Annotated in this window: 17 protein-coding genes, 1 pseudogene and 1 riboswitch; of the genes and pseudogenes, 10 read left to right on the top strand and 8 right to left on the bottom strand. The window is 42.9% G+C overall.

The window, feature by feature from the left end; all coding sequences use genetic code 11:
* Positions 1-12: 12 nt before the first annotated feature.
* Positions 13-981 (top strand): LacI family DNA-binding transcriptional regulator, encoded by a 969-nt coding sequence (locus tag ACQ86K_RS17890; RefSeq protein WP_431198470.1) that lies wholly within the window; start codon positions 13-15, stop codon positions 979-981.
* A 160-nt stretch (positions 982-1,141) separates the two neighbouring features.
* Complete coding sequence (locus tag ACQ86K_RS17885; RefSeq protein WP_091162751.1) at positions 1,142-1,750, top strand: MCP four helix bundle domain-containing protein; 609 nt, start codon at positions 1,142-1,144, stop codon at positions 1,748-1,750.
* Between the two features lie 230 nt (positions 1,751-1,980).
* Here the strand turns inward: ACQ86K_RS17885 and ACQ86K_RS17880 are convergent, their stop codons facing one another.
* On the bottom strand, positions 1,981-4,347 hold the full coding sequence (locus ACQ86K_RS17880; protein WP_091162752.1) for an alpha-L-rhamnosidase C-terminal domain-containing protein: 2,367 nt from the start codon (positions 4,345-4,347) through the stop codon (positions 1,981-1,983).
* A 423-nt stretch (positions 4,348-4,770) separates the two neighbouring features.
* On the opposite strand from ACQ86K_RS17880, the gene ACQ86K_RS17875 reads away from it, so the two are divergent.
* Both ACQ86K_RS17875 and ACQ86K_RS17870 read left to right on the top strand, forming a co-directional pair.
* Positions 4,771-5,580 carry a hypothetical protein gene (locus tag ACQ86K_RS17875; protein WP_431198469.1) on the top strand — a complete coding sequence of 270 codons (810 nt, stop codon included), beginning with the start codon at positions 4,771-4,773 and terminating at the stop codon, positions 5,578-5,580.
* A 43-nt stretch (positions 5,581-5,623) separates the two neighbouring features.
* Positions 5,624-6,058, top strand: a complete 435-nt coding sequence (locus tag ACQ86K_RS17870; RefSeq protein WP_091162754.1) for a TlpA family protein disulfide reductase — start codon at positions 5,624-5,626, stop codon at positions 6,056-6,058.
* Positions 6,059-6,063: 5 nt separating this feature from the next.
* Here the strand turns inward: ACQ86K_RS17870 and ACQ86K_RS17865 are convergent, their stop codons facing one another.
* Together ACQ86K_RS17865 and ACQ86K_RS17860 are read right to left on the bottom strand one after the other, a co-directional pair.
* On the bottom strand, positions 6,064-6,288 hold the full coding sequence (locus ACQ86K_RS17865) for a TetR family transcriptional regulator C-terminal domain-containing protein (protein WP_431198468.1): 225 nt from the start codon (positions 6,286-6,288) through the stop codon (positions 6,064-6,066).
* Positions 6,281-6,658, bottom strand: a complete 378-nt coding sequence (locus ACQ86K_RS17860; protein WP_431198467.1) for a TetR/AcrR family transcriptional regulator — start codon at positions 6,656-6,658, stop codon at positions 6,281-6,283. The genes ACQ86K_RS17865 and ACQ86K_RS17860 overlap by 8 nt, the downstream gene beginning before the upstream one ends.
* A gap of 347 nt (positions 6,659-7,005) precedes the next feature.
* On the opposite strand from ACQ86K_RS17860, the gene ACQ86K_RS17855 reads away from it, so the two are divergent.
* Positions 7,006-8,247 carry an MFS transporter gene (locus tag ACQ86K_RS17855; protein ID WP_091162756.1) on the top strand — a complete coding sequence of 414 codons (1,242 nt, stop codon included), beginning with the start codon at positions 7,006-7,008 and terminating at the stop codon, positions 8,245-8,247.
* A 97-nt stretch (positions 8,248-8,344) separates the two neighbouring features.
* Here ACQ86K_RS17855 and ACQ86K_RS17850 read toward each other — a convergent pair whose 3' ends face one another.
* Entirely contained in the window at positions 8,345-9,757 is a 1,413-nt protein-coding gene (locus ACQ86K_RS17850; RefSeq protein ID WP_256337324.1) for an MFS transporter, read from the bottom strand.
* A gap of 120 nt (positions 9,758-9,877) precedes the next feature.
* Positions 9,878-10,068: riboswitch (cobalamin riboswitch) on the top strand.
* A gap of 173 nt (positions 10,069-10,241) precedes the next feature.
* On the opposite strand from ACQ86K_RS17850, the pseudogene metE reads away from it, so the two are divergent.
* Both metE and ACQ86K_RS17840 read left to right on the top strand, forming a co-directional pair.
* Positions 10,242-12,565: pseudogene (metE, locus tag ACQ86K_RS17845) on the top strand (5-methyltetrahydropteroyltriglutamate--homocysteine S-methyltransferase).
* Between the two features lie 228 nt (positions 12,566-12,793).
* Positions 12,794-13,039, top strand: a complete 246-nt coding sequence (locus ACQ86K_RS17840; RefSeq protein ID WP_091162759.1) for a cysteine-rich CWC family protein — start codon at positions 12,794-12,796, stop codon at positions 13,037-13,039.
* Positions 13,040-13,100: 61 nt separating this feature from the next.
* On the opposite strand, the gene ACQ86K_RS17835 is transcribed toward ACQ86K_RS17840, so the two are convergent.
* From ACQ86K_RS17835 to ACQ86K_RS17820, 4 genes are all read right to left on the bottom strand, one after another.
* Positions 13,101-13,601, bottom strand: coding sequence for an SRPBCC family protein (locus ACQ86K_RS17835; RefSeq protein WP_091162760.1), 501 nt, complete (start codon positions 13,599-13,601; stop codon positions 13,101-13,103).
* A gap of 23 nt (positions 13,602-13,624) precedes the next feature.
* Complete coding sequence (locus ACQ86K_RS17830) at positions 13,625-14,113, bottom strand: VOC family protein (protein ID WP_091162761.1); 489 nt, start codon at positions 14,111-14,113, stop codon at positions 13,625-13,627.
* Between the two features lie 122 nt (positions 14,114-14,235).
* Positions 14,236-14,655 carry a VOC family protein gene (locus tag ACQ86K_RS17825; protein WP_090527313.1) on the bottom strand — a complete coding sequence of 140 codons (420 nt, stop codon included), beginning with the start codon at positions 14,653-14,655 and terminating at the stop codon, positions 14,236-14,238.
* 6 nt (positions 14,656-14,661) lie between these two features.
* Complete coding sequence (locus ACQ86K_RS17820; protein WP_091162762.1) at positions 14,662-14,991, bottom strand: ArsR/SmtB family transcription factor; 330 nt, start codon at positions 14,989-14,991, stop codon at positions 14,662-14,664.
* A 340-nt stretch (positions 14,992-15,331) separates the two neighbouring features.
* On the opposite strand from ACQ86K_RS17820, the gene kdsA reads away from it, so the two are divergent.
* Genes kdsA through ACQ86K_RS17805 form a run of 3 tightly spaced genes read left to right on the top strand, consistent with a single transcriptional unit; the run spans position 15,332 to position 17,038 of the window.
* A complete protein-coding gene (gene kdsA / locus ACQ86K_RS17815; protein ID WP_091162763.1) occupies positions 15,332-16,108 on the top strand; it encodes a 3-deoxy-8-phosphooctulonate synthase in 777 nt (258 codons plus the stop codon).
* 25 nt (positions 16,109-16,133) lie between these two features.
* The gene (locus ACQ86K_RS17810) at positions 16,134-16,373 is read left to right on the top strand and encodes a hypothetical protein (protein ID WP_431198466.1); all 240 of its coding nucleotides are present in this window, start codon (positions 16,134-16,136) and stop codon (positions 16,371-16,373) included.
* Between the two features lie 2 nt (positions 16,374-16,375).
* Positions 16,376-17,038, top strand: coding sequence for a KpsF/GutQ family sugar-phosphate isomerase (locus ACQ86K_RS17805; RefSeq protein ID WP_431198465.1), 663 nt, complete (start codon positions 16,376-16,378; stop codon positions 17,036-17,038).
* Positions 17,039-17,144: the final 106 nt, after the last annotated feature.

Raw genomic sequence — 17,144 nt, 5'->3', positions numbered from 1 at the left:
AATTATAAGCCATTGAAAAAACTATCGATTGTTGATATCGCCAATGAATTAAAGGTTTCTAAAACCACCGTATCGTTTATACTGAACGGGCGTGCAAAGGAAAAACGGATAGGTGAAGACCTGGTAGAGCGTGTTACCAAATATGTAGAAGAAGTGGGTTATAAACCTAATTCCCTGGCTAAAAGCCTGCGTACCGGTAAATCAAATACCATTGGTTTAATGGTTGAAGATATTTCAAACCCTTTTTTTGCAAGCATAGCCCGGCTTATTGAGGATAGGGCTTATAAAAACGGCTACAAAATAATTTATTGCAGTACCGATAATGATACCCAAAAAACCAGGGAACTGATTAGTATGTTTCGTGACAGGCATGTGGATGGCTATATTATTGCTCCACCCGAAGGTATTGAAGACGATGTAGAACAACTGCTTAAGGATGGCCTGCCGGTGGTAATGTTCGACAGGCATTTACCCAAAGTAAATACCGATTATGTAGAGATTGATAACCTTTTCAGCACCTATAATGCCACCAGGCACTTAATACAACAGGGTTACAAAAATATAGGCTTCGTTACTTTCGCTTCGTCACAAACACAAATGCTGGCCCGGATGCAGGGCTATAAGGATGCGCTGAAGGAAAGCCGTTTTGCTCCGGTGGTTAAAGAGATTGTTTTTAACCAGGACGAAGAAATGATCATTAAACCGATGATGGCCTTTTTTAAAAAGCATCAGGATCTCGACGCGGTAGTTTTTGGCACCAACCACGTAGGTACCTGCGGGTTAAAAGTATTTAACACACTGGGTATTAAAGTGCCCGGGGATATGGCCGTTATATCGTTTGATGATTATGACGTTTTTAAGCTGTACTCGCCCCCGGTAACCGCCATAGCTCAGCCGGTTGAAGAAATTGCCGATAATGTGATCACCGTGTTACTCAAAAAGCTTAATACCAAGGGGGTAGTACCGCTTCTCATTCCATAATTCTTAAAACTAATCTGCAGATCAGGGGATCATCATCCGGTTTAAAGATTGATTAATTTTAAAAGAACCATATATTAGCAGATGTAAATAATACACTTGCAGGGGATAGGTTTTCTGTAACCGGGCATCCTTTTATTATCTTTAATAAAAATTTACTGTTATGACACGGGCTTTTATCATAAAAAATAAAGCGAGAATGGTTTTGGCTTTAGCTGTGCTTACCGCTATGCTTTTATTAGCCAACTGGAATGGTCGGGACAATGTTAAAGAATTGGATAAAACGCTGACATCCATTATGAAGGACCGCTTATTGCCAGCTACTTTTGTGCATGAAATAAGCAGTCGGCTTTATGAAAATAAACTGGCAGCTGTTTCTGGTGCAGATGTCCAGGTAAAAATTAATGGTAATTATGCAGCTATAGAAGCGTTAGCAAAGAAATATGAGGCCACTCAATTAACACGCGAAGAATCAGCAAAATGGAAGACCTTTCGTGTGCAATTGCGTGATCTGCAGCAGCAGGAAGCTGGCCTGAATAATGCAGAGTATGTTTTTAATCAGGCCCTTAAATCGCTTGATCAACTGATAGCGATACAGGTTGGCGAGAGCAACCGCCTGCTGCAAAGCGGACAAAGAAATGTAAGTTCAAGTATACTTACAGCCAATTTTGGTGTGGTTGTTTGTATTTTACTTGGATTATTTATTATGGTGCTGCTAAGCGCCAGGGAACAAATGATTTTAAGGCAGGACGAAAGGCATTTGCTCAATTAAAGATCTTAAATAATAAAAACCAGACTTACGAAGTTTCTAAAACTTCGTAAGTCTTCGAGGCTGTTTAAAAACGATGATTTCCAAATGTAGAGACGCATCACATGCGTCTCCCGCATCCATTTTACGCTTGCTCGCTTATTAAGCACGGCTTGTCCTACGGGAGACGCATGTGATGCGTCTCTGCAAAAAACATTCATTTCATTCGTTTTTAAACAGCTTCTTCGAGTTTCTTAAATAACCATCACATTTTCACCGCCTTTAAGCGGGTAGGATTTTGCTTTCCAAACCAATACGCCGGATGTATGCTGCGGTAAACTGACCTTTATTTTCCACTTTTTATTTTCTAAAACATAAGCTACTGCAACCTTACCGTTAGGGTGTGGGATCTCGCCGCTCACATTGGTCATTGTTCCCAAATGAGGGTCGATCTTGATCTTGCTGAATCCGGGCGAATAGCTGTCAATACCCAAAACAGTCCTGAAGAACTCAATGTTAGGGCTGCTTCCCCAGGCATGGCAGTCCGAACGGCTGTATTTAAGGTCGGAATATTCGGCCCAGGTGGTTAAGCCCATTTTAATATTCTCGCGCCAGATACCCAGCCAGTTCATATAATCGTTACCTAAACCACCTTTTACTAAGGCCTGGTGCAGGTAATATTTAAAATAAATGGTGCATTGGGTCAATGAGGTATCGGTTAATAATCGTTTGGATAACACAGGCAGATCTGCGTTTTTCACCATGCCTGTAAGTATGGCTAATGAATTGGCATGCTGCGAAAATTGTTTCTTGTCCCATGTATCGGCATACAGCATTTTTGTCGGGTCCCAATATTTGCGTTGAATGGTTTGCTTAAGTTTCGCAGCTTCTTTGTTGTATAAAGTGGCGTAACCGGGCATGCCCATTTTTGTTTCCATAGCGGCAGCCCACTCATAAGCCCAAAGTAATTGCAAATCAATAATGGACGAACTGCCGTCGGTGCCTTTTGGCGGCGAGCCTACATCCCAGTTTTTGCCGCTGGCCCAATCCACAAAAGTCCAGTAAGGGGTGTTTTTTAATGAGCCATCAGCTTGTTGGTATTGGCTGAAAAACTTTAATACTGCCCGTTCGCCATCCAGCTTATCCTTAATAAATTTACTGTCATTGCGGTACATCCAGTAATCATACAGCATACCTATGTACCATAACGAAAAAGTTGAAATAATTTGGGTATCATGCGTAGGGTAACGGCTTTGGGTAACGCCCTCTGTTAAACGGGAGTGGTCCATCAGGTTAATGGCATTGCGGGCCAGCCGGTCGTCGCCGCTATAATAATAGGATATCATTGCCTGGATGCGGGTATCGCCGATGTATTGCAGTTGCTCGTAATAAGGGCAATCTGTATAGGTTTCAAATGCATTAAGGCGGGCCGTACGCCAGCCAATATCGAGCATCTGTTTTATTTCCTTATTATCGGTATTGAAAACGGCACGCTGCTTAAATGGATACCCGGTAAAGGTGCCATACAGGTCATCAATAACCAAAGGCTCGTTTTGTGTATGCACAATTAAGCGGATGTACCTAAAAGTGCGGAAGTTGAGCGTAGTATATGATTGTCCTTTGCTGCCATTGGAGATCAAACTATCATTTCTGCCCGAAAAATCCTTGCCCTCCACATCGTTACGGTTACCTTTACGCATGCCATATTTGCTTAAATTATCAAAAAGCGATTCGGCATAGCTTAAAGAGATCCCCGCATCTTTCCCACCGCTAAAATTAATAGTAGGATAGGCGTTGGTAAGATGCGTTTGATCAAGCAGTATGGTAACTGTAGTATTTGCAGGAATAGTAAGCGGTGCCTTAGTGCCCGGAAAAGCCGGGGGAACATCCATCCCGGAGGCTTTACGTACAACAGGGATCCGCTCGCAAATTAATTCCTGGTGCGGAATGGAGGACGGTACCAATTGCCATCCGAAACCGTCCCACCGGCCCTTTAATTGCCCACCGAAGAGGTTTGCCGCCTTCGGCCAGCTGCTATCATCAAAGTTAGGCAAATACCAGTTCATAATGCTTTTATTCAGATCCACCATTTCGCCGGTGCTGGCTGCAAAATAGCCCCAGATGGGCTGATAACCTTTGTCCTGAATGCTTTTCCAGGTGTTATTGGTATTAAGGATCTCTTCGGCTGCTGAATTACCTTGTATAATAAAGGCTGTGCGGACACTGATCTGCGCTTCAGGGCGGTATTGAGCTTCGTTCCACACTAAAGCAGCTACGGTATTTTTACCGGCTACGAGATAAGGCGCAAGGTCGACGGTTTCATAGTTCCAGTAAAAAGTATCGCCCCTTGCCGGGCCTAATGATACCAATGTGCCGTTTACATACAATTTGTAACGGTTATCTGCCGATACATGAATGACAAAGCCGGCCGGTTTGTTGGTCAGCTCAATGTTTTTACGGAAATAATAAATGCCGTATTCATTTCCGGTGATGCCGGGCATGGAGATCCATTGCGCATTCCATGTCTTTTCCTCTGCAGTTTTATGAACAGGCCTGGCATTAGTGTTTTGTGATGAGAGAAGGATAGTTACAGATAAAATTAAAATCAGAAGGTGTTTCATGCAGATTTCATTGATTAATTGGTGATGGTCAGGTTGTTTTTCCTGCTTGCATTAAGTAGATAAATTGGTTTGACTAATATAATTAAATCGATTTAGCATTTTATTATAATTTTTAATTTTTTATGATTTGGCAAAGCTGACGGGATTATGTTTCTTTTTGAACCATCGTTGGTTCGGCTTGCGTCAGGATTGGGATAACATGCAAACTAAATCCCGAAGTTGTATTAAATAAGCTGCTGAACTTTATATTTGTTTAAACCTATACATCTATGAAAAAAATGATCCTGTTCCTGCTTTCATTTTATTTTATCAGCGGGGGGTAGCTCAAAACCCGGTTCAACCACTTGTTATCCAGGGAAAGCTCAGCAATTCGGCCGAAAAGATGTTGAAGATCTTTTTGAAGATGCCAACGGTAAACTTCTTATGGATACGATCAGGCTTAATGATTCGGGTGAGTTTTATTTAAAAACGTACAAAATAGTAAAGCCTCAACGCACCAGCATCCAGCAAAACAATACCCAAATCAACCGGATCTATGTAGCACCGGGCTATGATCTCCATATAACCGGTGATGCCATTAATTACGTCAACCTGTCGAAAACTAAAAAGATAACCGGTATAGGTGCCGAAACCAATCAATACCGTGTAAAATTAGATTCAATCCTGGTAGCCCGGAACGACAAAACAGCGTGGTATGAACTAAAGACCGATGAGTTAATCCCGTTCCTTAAAAAAAGCAAGACGTTAGAAGACTCGTTACTAAATGTTGTGTTTAACAAGCCGGCAAAGCAGGATCAATATTTCAATACGTTTAAGAAAATGATTGATTTAGATAATCAAAGCTTAAATTTTTACATGCTGCTTCAGCACCTTGATTTGAGTAAATACAATGCAGCGCAGATGCGGGAGCTGGTATCAAAAAATACCCCTTCAGCATTTTCAAAAGGTATATCGCATGACGAATATTTAGTATCAGAAGACTATAAATCATGGGTTTTACCCCTTTATTATGCTTATGAACAGCGGCTGGATCTGCTGCGCGATTCTGCTTCGGTGAAGCAGCCCGGGTACACACTTGGCAAAATCAAACAGCTTTTTACCGGCAAGGTGAGGGACTATTATCTAAACCGGTACGTTGAAAAGAGAATTGGTAGTGCTAACTCTCTTGAAAAATTGAATATAGCCCAAAAGGAGATGCGTGTATTCATTGACGCAATAAGTAACCCGGCTTAAAAAATAACATCACCGGTAATTTTACCGAAAAAAGTTACAGCTGATGCACGTGCAAATTGGGAAACCGGCCCCGGCTTTTACTTTGCCCAGCGACCGTGGCAAGGTTTTTAACGTGGCCGATTTTAAAGGAAAAGTTATTTATATTGATCTTTGGGCCAGCTGGTGCGGGCCATGTCGCCAGGAGATGCCTGCATATAAAAAGCTAAGCGACAAGTTCAAAGCTAATCCGCAGGTTGCTTTTGTCAGTATTGCCGTACATGACGGAGAAAAGGAATGGCGAAATGCACTCAAAGAAGAAAAGCCGGACTGGCTGCAGCTTTATGACAAAGACGGTACAGTTGCACAATCATACATAGCCTATGCAATTCCAAAATATATACTGATTGATAAAGAAGGCAAAATGCTCAGTTTTGACGCTCCCGGCCCGGGGAGTGCGCAGGCCGAACAATTAATCAGTGAGGCTATTGCAAAGCCATAGTGTGTTTATGCTTTTTCCAGGGCATATGATGCCAGTTCAGTTTTCAGGCTTTTGATCATGATCTGCATTGGTTTTGTGCTGTTTAATACCCTGCAGATCGCGTTGCCTCCTTCTATCGAAAGCATCATCCGGGTTGCAAATTCAACGGGATTTATGGCGTTTGAGAGTTCCCCGTTTTCAATTCCGTCCTGAATAATATTGGCATAGGTTGTTATTGCGGTATCAACCATGTCTTTTAACTTTTTTGATGGCCGGGTTAGTATCATCCGTCTCTGTCGAAAAATTAACTATCGGGCAGCCGCCTTCAATATAGCTTTTCAATGGATTTTTGCTGTTGTCTAAAGCGGCATTGATCTTGGCAATGGCAGTTTTATGTTTGCTTACTGTGTTGTTCCTTCTGTCGTTTAGTTTTCCTAAAAGGTAATCAACAGCGGCTTGTGCCAGCTCGTCTTTGCTTTCAAAATGGCCATAAAAACATCCCTTACTGGTATTGGCAACTTCAAGTACCTCATCAACAGAAGTGCCGGCAATTCCCCTCTCATTAAATAAAATCGCTGCTTGCTCAATAATGAATTGCCTTTTTTGCTCGCCTTTGCTCATCTTCAGTTATTTACTATGCAAATATAGACTAAATGGTTTAAAAAAATAAAGGCCGTTGATTGCCTATTGAAATTAACTGAATGTTTTATTATTTGTAAATATCTGTCAGCTAGTGTTTTATTTTCGGGTTTGGTTTGTAAATGTATAACTTTAGGTTGATTTTTTTACACTCATCTTATGAATGCGTGTATTTATAAGCCGATTAAACAGCGATTGACACAGTAATGTAAATATGGTTAAAAGTAGACCAAACGGTTTTATTTAATAAACCAATTAGTCTACTTTTGTTTTAAATAAAAACGCACAGCATACTGTTTTTACGATCTGTTAAATTTCAACATTAAGCTATGAAACTTATAAAAGAACACCACAGGGGCATCAGCACAATTTTAGCGTTCGCGCTGATCCCGCTTTCGGGTTTTGCAACTGATATTTATATACCTTCCCTACCTTCTATGGCCAGGGAATTAGCTGTCAATAATTCGGCCGTTCAGCTTTCGCTCATCGCGTTTATGATCAGTTCGGGCGTTAGTCAGTTGTTTGTTGGCAGCTTGCTCGATAGCTTTGGCCGGTACCGTATCGGTACTGTCTCTTTACTGGTGTTTGCATTTGCAAGTTTTGTCATAGCTATCTGCCATAATATTGAGCTTATTTATGCCATGCGTATTTTGCAGGGCATCACGGTAGCGCTTATTGTGGTAGGGAAGAGGGCATACTTTGTAGATATGTACTCGGGCGAGCAGCTTAAACATTATACAAGTCTTTTTTCTATCATCTGGGCAACCGCGCCTATTGTAGCGCCTTTTATCGGAGGTTACCTTGAAGCTGCCTTTGGCTGGGAATCCAACTTCCTTTTCCTGGGGATAGCCACTCTTTCACTACTTGTTTTAGAGCTGGTATACGGTGGCGAATCATTAAAAAATTATCACCCGTTCAAAGCCAAAAGTATTCTGCAGGTTTACCTGGCTACCATTAAAACCCGTGATTTTTCCCTGGGCCTCATCCTGATCTCCCTGAGCTATGCCATGCTGGTGGTGTATGGTATGAGCAGCCCTTTTATAATTGAGCATGTATTTCATTTGTCGCCTGTGGTAACCGGTTATTGTTCGCTGCTTTCGGGGGTATCATTGATGGCGGGCGGTATTATTTCAAAAACCCTCATCAGGAAGCCGCTTATCAAAAAAGTATCTATAGCGCTTGCACTGCAATTAGGCTTTGCCGCTTTAATGGTGTTCACAGCAGGGATTAAAACAAATTTATTTACGCTGATGGCATTTACAGCATTGGTTCACCTGTTATCTGGCTTTATATTCAATAATATATTTGCTTACTGTTTAGGCCGGTTTTCAAAAAATGCGGGTATTGCAAGCGGCGTGACCGGCGGCTCACTTTATATTATCACTTCATTTTTTAGCTATGGAATTGTAAATATTATGGCTATCAAAAATCAGCAGTTATTAGGAACCGCTTATTTATCGTTCGCGATACTGGCTGTTGTTACACTGATGCTTTTCATCAAAGCGAGGGCTTCGCAGCAAAAACAAGAAGAAGCGGCTGTTATTTTAGCTGCTGAGGTAGCTGTTGTATAAGGAATAAGATTCCCTGGTTTCATATAACTTTATGATGGAATAATGGAAGCCGGTAAGGAATTATCGGCTTCCATTTTGGTGTGTGATATCAGCAGTTTTATCTTTTTAGTCCTTTTACAATTAATAACATGGCGAAAGCGGTTAAGCCGATGGATATGGCTGCGCTTTTGGATACGGCGCCTAAAATGGCCAGTGTGCCTCCTGCAGCCATTGCACCAAAAACGGCTACACCTATGGCACCCGCTGTTTGCCTTGCCGTGTTTAATATAGCCGAGGCAGTTCCTGATAATGTTTTATCTACACTTGATAAAATACCATTGGTCATGGCTGGTACAGCAAGGCCCATACCCATCGGGATAACCAGGAAAGGCAGGAATAGTTCAAGATATGGGGTATGCTCGTGAGCTATGAATAAACCCGCAAAGCCGGCGGCAAACATGATGAGGCCAACAATGATAGGTTTACGGATGCCGTAGCGGTTAACGATGCGGCCGCTAATCACATTGGAGATCACAAAGCCTACAGTAAGCGGAAGAAATGCCAGCCCGGCCATAATGGATGGATAGTTTAGTACTTTTTGCAGATAAAGGCTTAAAATAAAAACGCTGCCATAGTAAGATCCGTTTAAAACCGCACCGAGTATTAAAAGTGCATTAAACCTCGCTGACTTGAACAGATGGAATGGCAGCATTGGATGTGCTGTTTTGCCTTCAATCCATAAAAAAAGACCGAAAATCAATAAACTCAAAATAAGCCCTCCCCAGATTAGTACATGGCTTAATCCAAGCCGGGGTATTTCAATAATTACACTAATGAGCGTGGTGACTGATAGCATCCAGGTGAGTTGTCCGGGCAAATCAAAACTCCTCTTGCTTGTTTTTGTCATTTGCGCCATTTTAAAACTCAGGATATAACCAATTATGCAGATTGGGATGTTAACAATAAAAATGAAACGCCAACTGCTGAATGCTATCAGGAAGCCACCAATAGTGGGGCCTGCCGCCATGGCAGCGCTTCCGGCAGCTGTCCACAAGCCTACGGCCCGCGTGCGTGTTTGTGGTGTATGTGCAAACTGGTGATTGAGCAATGCAAGCGAGCTTGGGATCATCATAGCAGCCCCAATTCCCTGGGCCACACGGCAAATGATAAGCGTAATTGCATCAGGGGCCAAACCGCATCCTGCTGATGCAATACCGAAAATGATCATGCCAATCTGGAAGATCTTTTTTGATCCTAATAGGTCGCCGAGGCTACCTGCCGACAGCATGAGTACTGCAAATGCAAGCGTGTATGCGTCAATTACCCATTGCAGGGTGCTGATACCCGCATGATATGCTTTTGCAATTTCAGGTAGTGCAATATTAACGATAGAAACATCAAGTTGTGCTACTACAAAGGCCAAACTGGTAGTTAATACCGCCCAGCCAAAGCCCGGAAGGTTTGAATGTGTTTTCTGATCCATATAGAAGCTGCCAAAGGTAAGGATCAGTTTGCATCTGGTATGGTACAATTCAACGTTTTATAGGTTTACGCGTTTATTGACCATGATATAGCCTACAATTTCACCAATAAAATAACCTGAATATTCAGCCGGCATATCATTATATTTGCCCCGATAGTTCTTTACTTTACTTCATCAACCGGTATAGGTTTTACTTAATTGTAGATTAATAGGGAATCGTGTGTAAATCACGAACTGTCGCGCAACTGTAAGTAACACAAAGGTTTTTGCCAGTAATGTCCACTGTCCTGATGAAAGGGATGGGAAGGGCGGCAAAAATGTTACAAGTCAGGAGACCTGCCTAATACTGAATTGACAATGCTTTCGCGGTATGAAGCTTGGTCTGGGTTATGATTACTTGCCTGTTGGGTCCATGACCTGTTATGACAGGCTGTGCCCATATATTCTCTCCATTTTTACATATCACCAAAGTATTACGAAGCTTAGCTAAAAGGGCTTTTAACCGATTTATTCATTTAATCAATTAAAAGAGATGCTAACGCAAAATTTAGGCTACCCGCGTATTGGTAGCCGGCGCGAATTGAAAAAAGTCTGCGAAAACTACTGGGCAGGCAAAACGGGCTTAAAAAATGTGCTTACCGTGGGTAAATACATCAGGGAAGAGAACTGGCTGCTGCAAAAGAAGCCGAGATCGACCTCATCCCATCAAATGATTTTTCATTTTATGACCAGGTGCTGGATCATTCACTGATGTTTGGCGCTATTCCTAAACGCTATCATGAAGTGATCAGTCAAAAAGGCAATACCGAGCTCGATCTGTATTTTGCTATGGCCCGCGGCTATCAAAAAGATGGATTGGATGTGGTAGCCATGGAAATGACCAAATGGTTTGATACCAATTACCATTACATAGTACCCGAGTTTTATAAAGACCAGCAGTTTAAACTGTTCTCCACCAAAGTTATCGATGAGTTTTATGAGGCTAAACAGTTGGGCATCGTTAGCAAGCCGGTATTGCTTGGCCCTGTATCGTACCTGTTGTTAGGTAAGGAGAAAGAGGCTGGTTTCGATAGGATAGACCTGATCAAAAATCTGCTGCCTGTTTATTTTGACATTCTGAATAAGCTTAAAGCTTTAGGTGCCGAATGGGTTCAGTTTGATGAGCCGTTTTTAGCACTTGATTTAAGCGAAAAACAACAAGAGGTATTTAAAGATACCTATAAGCAATTGAGGAAGGAATTTCCTTTTCTGAAGATAGTTTTGGCAACTTATTTTGAACGCCTGGGCGATAACACTCAATTAGCGGCAATTTTACCTGTTGATGTTTTACATGTCGATTTAGTGCGGGCGCCTCAGCAATTGAATGAAGTAATGGAGCATCTGCCCCAAAAAACTATCCTTTCTTTAGGTGTTGTTGACGGGCGCAATATCTGGAAAAATGATTTTGTTAACTCGCTGGTCATTATAAAGAATGCGAAGGATAAATTAGGTGCCGACCGCGTTTGGATAGCCCCTTCATGCTCATTGATCCATTCGCCATGCGATCTGCAAAATGAAACCAACGATGAAGTGCTTACTCCCGAAATTAAGCAGTGGCTGGCTTTTGCGCGGCAGAAAATAAACGAAGTGGTATTGCTGAGCAACTTATCGGAAGATGTGGTGAGCGATAGCAGCCTGCATCAACTGGCAAAAAACCGGCAGGCAAACGAGGCCCGCCGAACATCTGCACTGATCCATAACCCAGCGATTAAACAGCGTGTAAGCGCCATCACCGAAAATGATGCAAAGCGTATAAGTGCTTTTCCTGCACGCAAAGAACAGCAGCAGCAACTGCTTAACCTGCCGCTTTTTGCCACCACAACTATTGGTTCGTTCCCGCAAACCGCCGAAGTACGAAGCTGGCGTGCCCAATTAAAAAAAGGCGCGATAACCCCGGGGGAGTATAATAAACTGATAGCTACCGAAACTGAAAAGGCTATAAAATGGCAGGAAGAAATAGGGTTGGATGTGCTGGTACATGGCGAGTTTGAACGTAATGATATGGTTGAGTACTTTGGCGAACAACTGGCCGGTTTTACCTTTACACAAAATGGCTGGGTGCAAAGCTATGGCAGCCGCTGTGTTAAGCCACCGGTTATTTATGGCGATGTATCAAGGCCACAGCCTATGACGGTAAAATGGTCGGCTTATGCGCAATCACTAACCTCAAAATGGATGAAGGGTATGTTAACCGGCCCGGTAACTATTTTGCAATGGTCGTTTGTGCGCAACGACCAGCCCCGTTCCGAAACCTGTACGCAGATAGCATTGGCCATTCGTGATGAAGTTTGTGACCTGGAAAGCGCCGGTATCAAGATCATCCAGATAGATGAACCGGCCATTCGCGAAGGATTACCGCTTCGCAGGGATGACAGGGCAAATTACCTTGACTGGGCAGTTAAAGCATTCAGGATTTCGGCAAGCGGCGTTCAGGACAGTACACAGATCCACACGCACATGTGCTATTCGGAGTTTAATGACATCATTAAAAGCATAGCCGACATGGATGTCGATGTAATCACGATAGAAACATCGCGCTCGCAAATGGAGCTGCTGGATGTTTTTGCTGATTTTAAGTATCCTAACGAAATTGGCCCCGGTGTATATGATATCCATTCGCCGCGTGTGCCCAACAGGGAGGAAATGATCCGTTTGCTTAAACGCGCCCAGGCCGTAATACCCGATGCCCAGCTTTGGGTAAATCCCGATTGTGGCTTAAAAACACGGGGCTGGGATGAAACCCAAAAAGCCTTAACAGAGATGGTTGAAGCCGCGAAAGCTGTCCGCGAGAATGTTATCAGCAATGTAACTGCTTAAATAAAAAAACTACTGTGTATCCTTACGGGTACACAATAGTTTTATAGGTATAATTAAAAAATGGGTGTCATGTTGAGCCTGTCGAAGCATGGTGGGTAGGCCTCTGCGCGCGAGTCTTCGACAGGCTCAGACTGACAGTCCCTCTTTTGTCATTTCACCTTCAGAGGCCTCTGGATTTAAACACTCAGACTGACAGGCCTAAAGGGCCACGGGATTTAAATACTTAATATGACAAAGCATGAAAATAAACACTGCCCCCGGTGTAAAGAGCCCTTTGAATGCAAAGTAGGCAGCATCCTGTTGTGCCAGTGCCAGGGCATCAGCTTTACCGACCAGGAGCGCGATTATATCCGCTTAACCTACCCGGATTGCCTTTGCCGTAAATGCCTGATGGTTATGAAGCATGAGATCAGCTCGACCGCAGCTCAGGAAAAAATGAAAACGATACTTGAAGCAATCAGGAAAGGTAAGTAATAGTACAAGCCCGGTGCTGATAATCAAAAGCTTTTGGCTTTCTGCGTTCAGCCTTTTGCATCTATTTTATTTCTCCTGCTTCAAAAAGCTCATCCAAACGCCAGTGTGAATCATTTACCCCGCGTTCCATGCCCGATTGCAGCATGCCGTCACGATCAGTCACCGATTGGAAAACAGATTGTACAGTCACTTTTGTACGGTTCCCTGGTAGTGCTTCAAACCTGGTGGTTTCAAGCGTTACATGACCACTTTCTGGCAATCCTTCAAACTCAAATGTTTGGATGATACGTTCAGGCGCGGTTACATCATGGATAACACCATGAAAGCCATAATCATTACCGGCAGGGTCGGTATGAATATAACGGTAAGCGCCTCCGCTGCGGCAGTCAAACTTATCTATGCGCATTTTAAGTTCGCGCGGGCCCAGCCATCTAACAATAAGCTCAGGATCGGTGAAAGCTCTGAAAACCAGCTCACGCGGTGCTTCAAATTCGCGGGTTATAAAAAGCTCCTGTTTTCCGGGCTCGGCCTTAATTTCTGTTTGATTTTTTGTGGTGATCATGGTGTTTTTATTTAGGTGATTGATTAATCGTTATCGTTAGCTTCCTGCAAAAGCTTGATATCCATTTTGGTCATCTTCATCATGGCAGCCATAACTTTTTTGGCTTTTTCAGGATTTTCGTTGTTATAAAGTAATTCGCTCATAACTTCAGGAACAATTTGCCAGGTAACGCCGAATTTATCGTCGAGCCAGCCGCACTGATTGGTTTTGCCGCCGCCTGCAGGTAGTACTTCCCACAGATAATCAATTTCCTCCTGGGTTTTGCAGTTGATGTAAAATGATGTAGCAGGCGAAAAATTGAACATTGGTCCGCCATCTAAAGCTAAAAACTGCTGATCTTCTATCCTGAATGTTCCAACTAACATTTTGCGGCCATTGCCGGGATCGGTAAGTGAGCTTACTTCGCTTTCGGAGTTTTTGAATACCGAAGTATAAAATTTCAATGCTTCTTCAAGGTTGCCGTTAAACCATAAAAAAGGGGTTACTTTCTGGGTTGCTTTAAATGTTGCCATGGTTTCTGTTTTTTATTGATTAAAAATTTGTTGCTTTCGATATCTCAAAGTTACCTGCCCTGGCAAGGGCTAATAGTGCCCAAAAACGACGAGATAAGGGGGTATTAGCGACAAATTGATTTTTATCTCCCTGGCATTTTGCTCATATCCATGTGCAGCACATTCCAGCTATGGCCATCAGGATCAGTAAACAGGCAGCCGTACATCCAGCCATCCATTTCCCGGGGCTTGTGATTGCTTTTGCCACCGGCTTCGATAGCCTTTTGAGCCAGTTCATCAACTTCTTCCTTGCTTTCCGCGTCGATAGACAGCAGAACTTCAACTCCCTTTGCCGTATCCGCAAGACCGCAGTTTTCAACAAAGCCTTTAAAGGTGCTTTCGTCAAAAAGCATTACGGTAACATCTTTTTCGCCAACCTGCATGGCTGCAGAATTCGGGCCGTTACCAAATTGCGAGTTAAACCGGAAGCCGAGTTTGCTGAAAAACTCCTTTGATACATTTACATTTTTTACAGGCAGATTGATCCAGAATTGCTTCGTCATAATTGGTTATTTTAATGGTTTATCATTGTTTTTTAATTCTTCGAGCAGATTGTCGAGTGCGTCAAATTTTTCTTCCCAAACCTTGCGGTAACGCTCAACCCATTGAGCAACCTCTTCAAGCTGTTTCAGCCGGGGTTCGCAATACCGTTCACGGCCTTGTTTTTTAATAGCGATAAGACCGCATTCGGTTAAAATTTTTATATGCTGGGATATAGCGGGGCGGCTTACATCAAAGTTATCCGCTATGGCATTCAGGTTCATGGGTTTAAAGGCTATCAGGTTAATGATATCCCTGCGGGTTGGATCGGCAATGGCCTGGAAAACATCTCGTCTCATCTAAATCAAATATAATATGTAAGCGATTGCTTACAAATATAATATGTAAGCAATCGCTTACGCAAATTTTTTGAATATTTTTATTTGTAAATAAAAAAGGGGAGAAGTACAGGGTCAACATTTAAACATTCGGACTTGCCTAAGCGCTCAAAAACATTAGCGTAGTGTAACCCCTAAAAAAATAAATATTTGATTATGAATATCTTGTGAGTTATATTTTAAAAAAGTGGTAACCCTGTTAACCCTATTTATGTGCGTTTGCCCGGGAGTGAAATAGGCCATCCTGTATGATTCTCAAAAAAATCATCATCTTTGTGGCTGATAAATATATCCTAACAATATGCTGTTTGATCAAATAAGCCAAAAGCCGTTCTTTATTCTTGGACCCTGTGTAATGGAAAGCCAGGAGTTATTATATACTGTTGCCGAAAAAGTAGCCGAAGCCGGGCAGAAATACAATGTGCCGGTGATCTTTAAATCGTCATTTGATAAAGCCAACCGCACATCTATTCATTCATACCGCGGCCCGGGATTAGAGAAAGGCATGGAAATGCTGATGAATGTTAAGCAGCGTTTTGGTTTACCGATTACTACAGATATTCATGAGCCATTCCAGGCAGCTATTGTAGCCGAGGTTGCCGATATATTGCAGATCCCTGCGTTTTTATGCCGCCAAACAGACCTGTTGGTTGCGGCTGCCCAAACCGGTAAAATCGTCAACGTAAAAAAAGCCCAGTTCCTTTCGGGGCATGATATGTTTTATCCGGCTCAAAAAGTTATTGAAGCCGGCAATAACCAGGTAATATTAACCGAGCGGGGCAATATGTATGGCTATAATAATTTAGCTGTCGATTTCAGGAATATTTACGATATGAAAGCTTTTGGCCACCCGGTTTGTATGGATTGTACCCATTCGGTTCAGCGTCCGGGCGGAGCAGGAGGAAAAACCGGCGGCGACCGTACTTTTGTGCCCATGATGGCGCTGGCAGCAAAAGCTTTTGGGGCAGATGGCTATTTTTTAGAAACGCATCCCGATCCTGATAATGCCCTGAGCGATGGCCCTAATATGGTTAAGCTGCACGAACTGGATAAGGTTTTAGCACCATTAGTAGGGTAAGTTTTTGTTCTGAATGTCCGGATCCATGAAAGATATTGCAAAAAGGGTTTTTGATATTGAAATAGAGTCGCTGCAGCAGGTAGCCGGCTCAATTGATGATGAGTTTGCAAGGGTTGTTGATGCCATATTAAAATCAACAGGAAAGCTGGTTGTTATTGGCATTGGCAAATCGGGGCTTATCGGTAAAAAGATAGCAGCCACATTGGCCAGTACAGGTACACCGAGCTTTTTTTACATCCGGGAGAGGCTTTTCACGGCGATTTAGGGATGGTAAGCCCCAATGATATTGTTTTATTGATATCCTATTCGGGCGAAACCGACGAGGTGCTGAAACTTATTCCTTATTTAAAATGGAACAAGAATGTGATGATCGGCATAACAGGTAATCCTATATCAACCGTTGCCAAAAACTGCAGTTATCACCTTAATATAAAAGTTGAAAGGGAGGCTTGTCCGCTTGAACTGGCGCCAACCTCATCAACTACCGCGGCGCTGGTTATGGGCGATGCCCTTGCTATAGCTTTAATGGAGTCGCGAAACTTTCAGCAGCATGATTTTGCACGTTTTCATCCGGGCGGTAGCCTTGGGCGCAAACTGCTGGTAAAAGTTAAAGACCTCATGCGTACCGATAAGCTTCCTTTTATTAATGAGGAAGCTTCATTTATGGATTTGTTACTGCGCATGTCCGAAGGCAGGTTGGGTATGGTTATAGTGGGCGACGCGTCCCGGATTAAGGGGGTGGTTACAGATGGCGACCTTCGCCGGGCCTTGCTAAAACACCCGGATACCTCAACCTTAACCATCGCCGAAATCATGACCGTTAACCCGGTTATTATTGATGAGCATGAATTTGTAGGCTATGCCGAGCAGTTAATGCTTGAAAAAAGATCACTACCTTACTGGTGGGTTCTGCACAAAACCGGTCAATAACAGGTGTTTACCAGATATATACGGCCTGAAACACTTTTGATTAGCCTAAGCCGCGCATTCTTTGGATCGGGAGGCAGCTGATTTTGGTAATATTTGATTATCTTTA

It is taken from the genome of Mucilaginibacter sp. P19, from assembly GCF_050632265.1.
In the GTDB taxonomy this organism is placed as follows: Bacteria; Bacteroidota; Bacteroidia; order Sphingobacteriales; family Sphingobacteriaceae; genus Mucilaginibacter; species Mucilaginibacter gossypii.
Note: the sequence above shows the minus strand (reverse complement) of the source record. Positions and strands in the feature narration are given on the sequence as shown.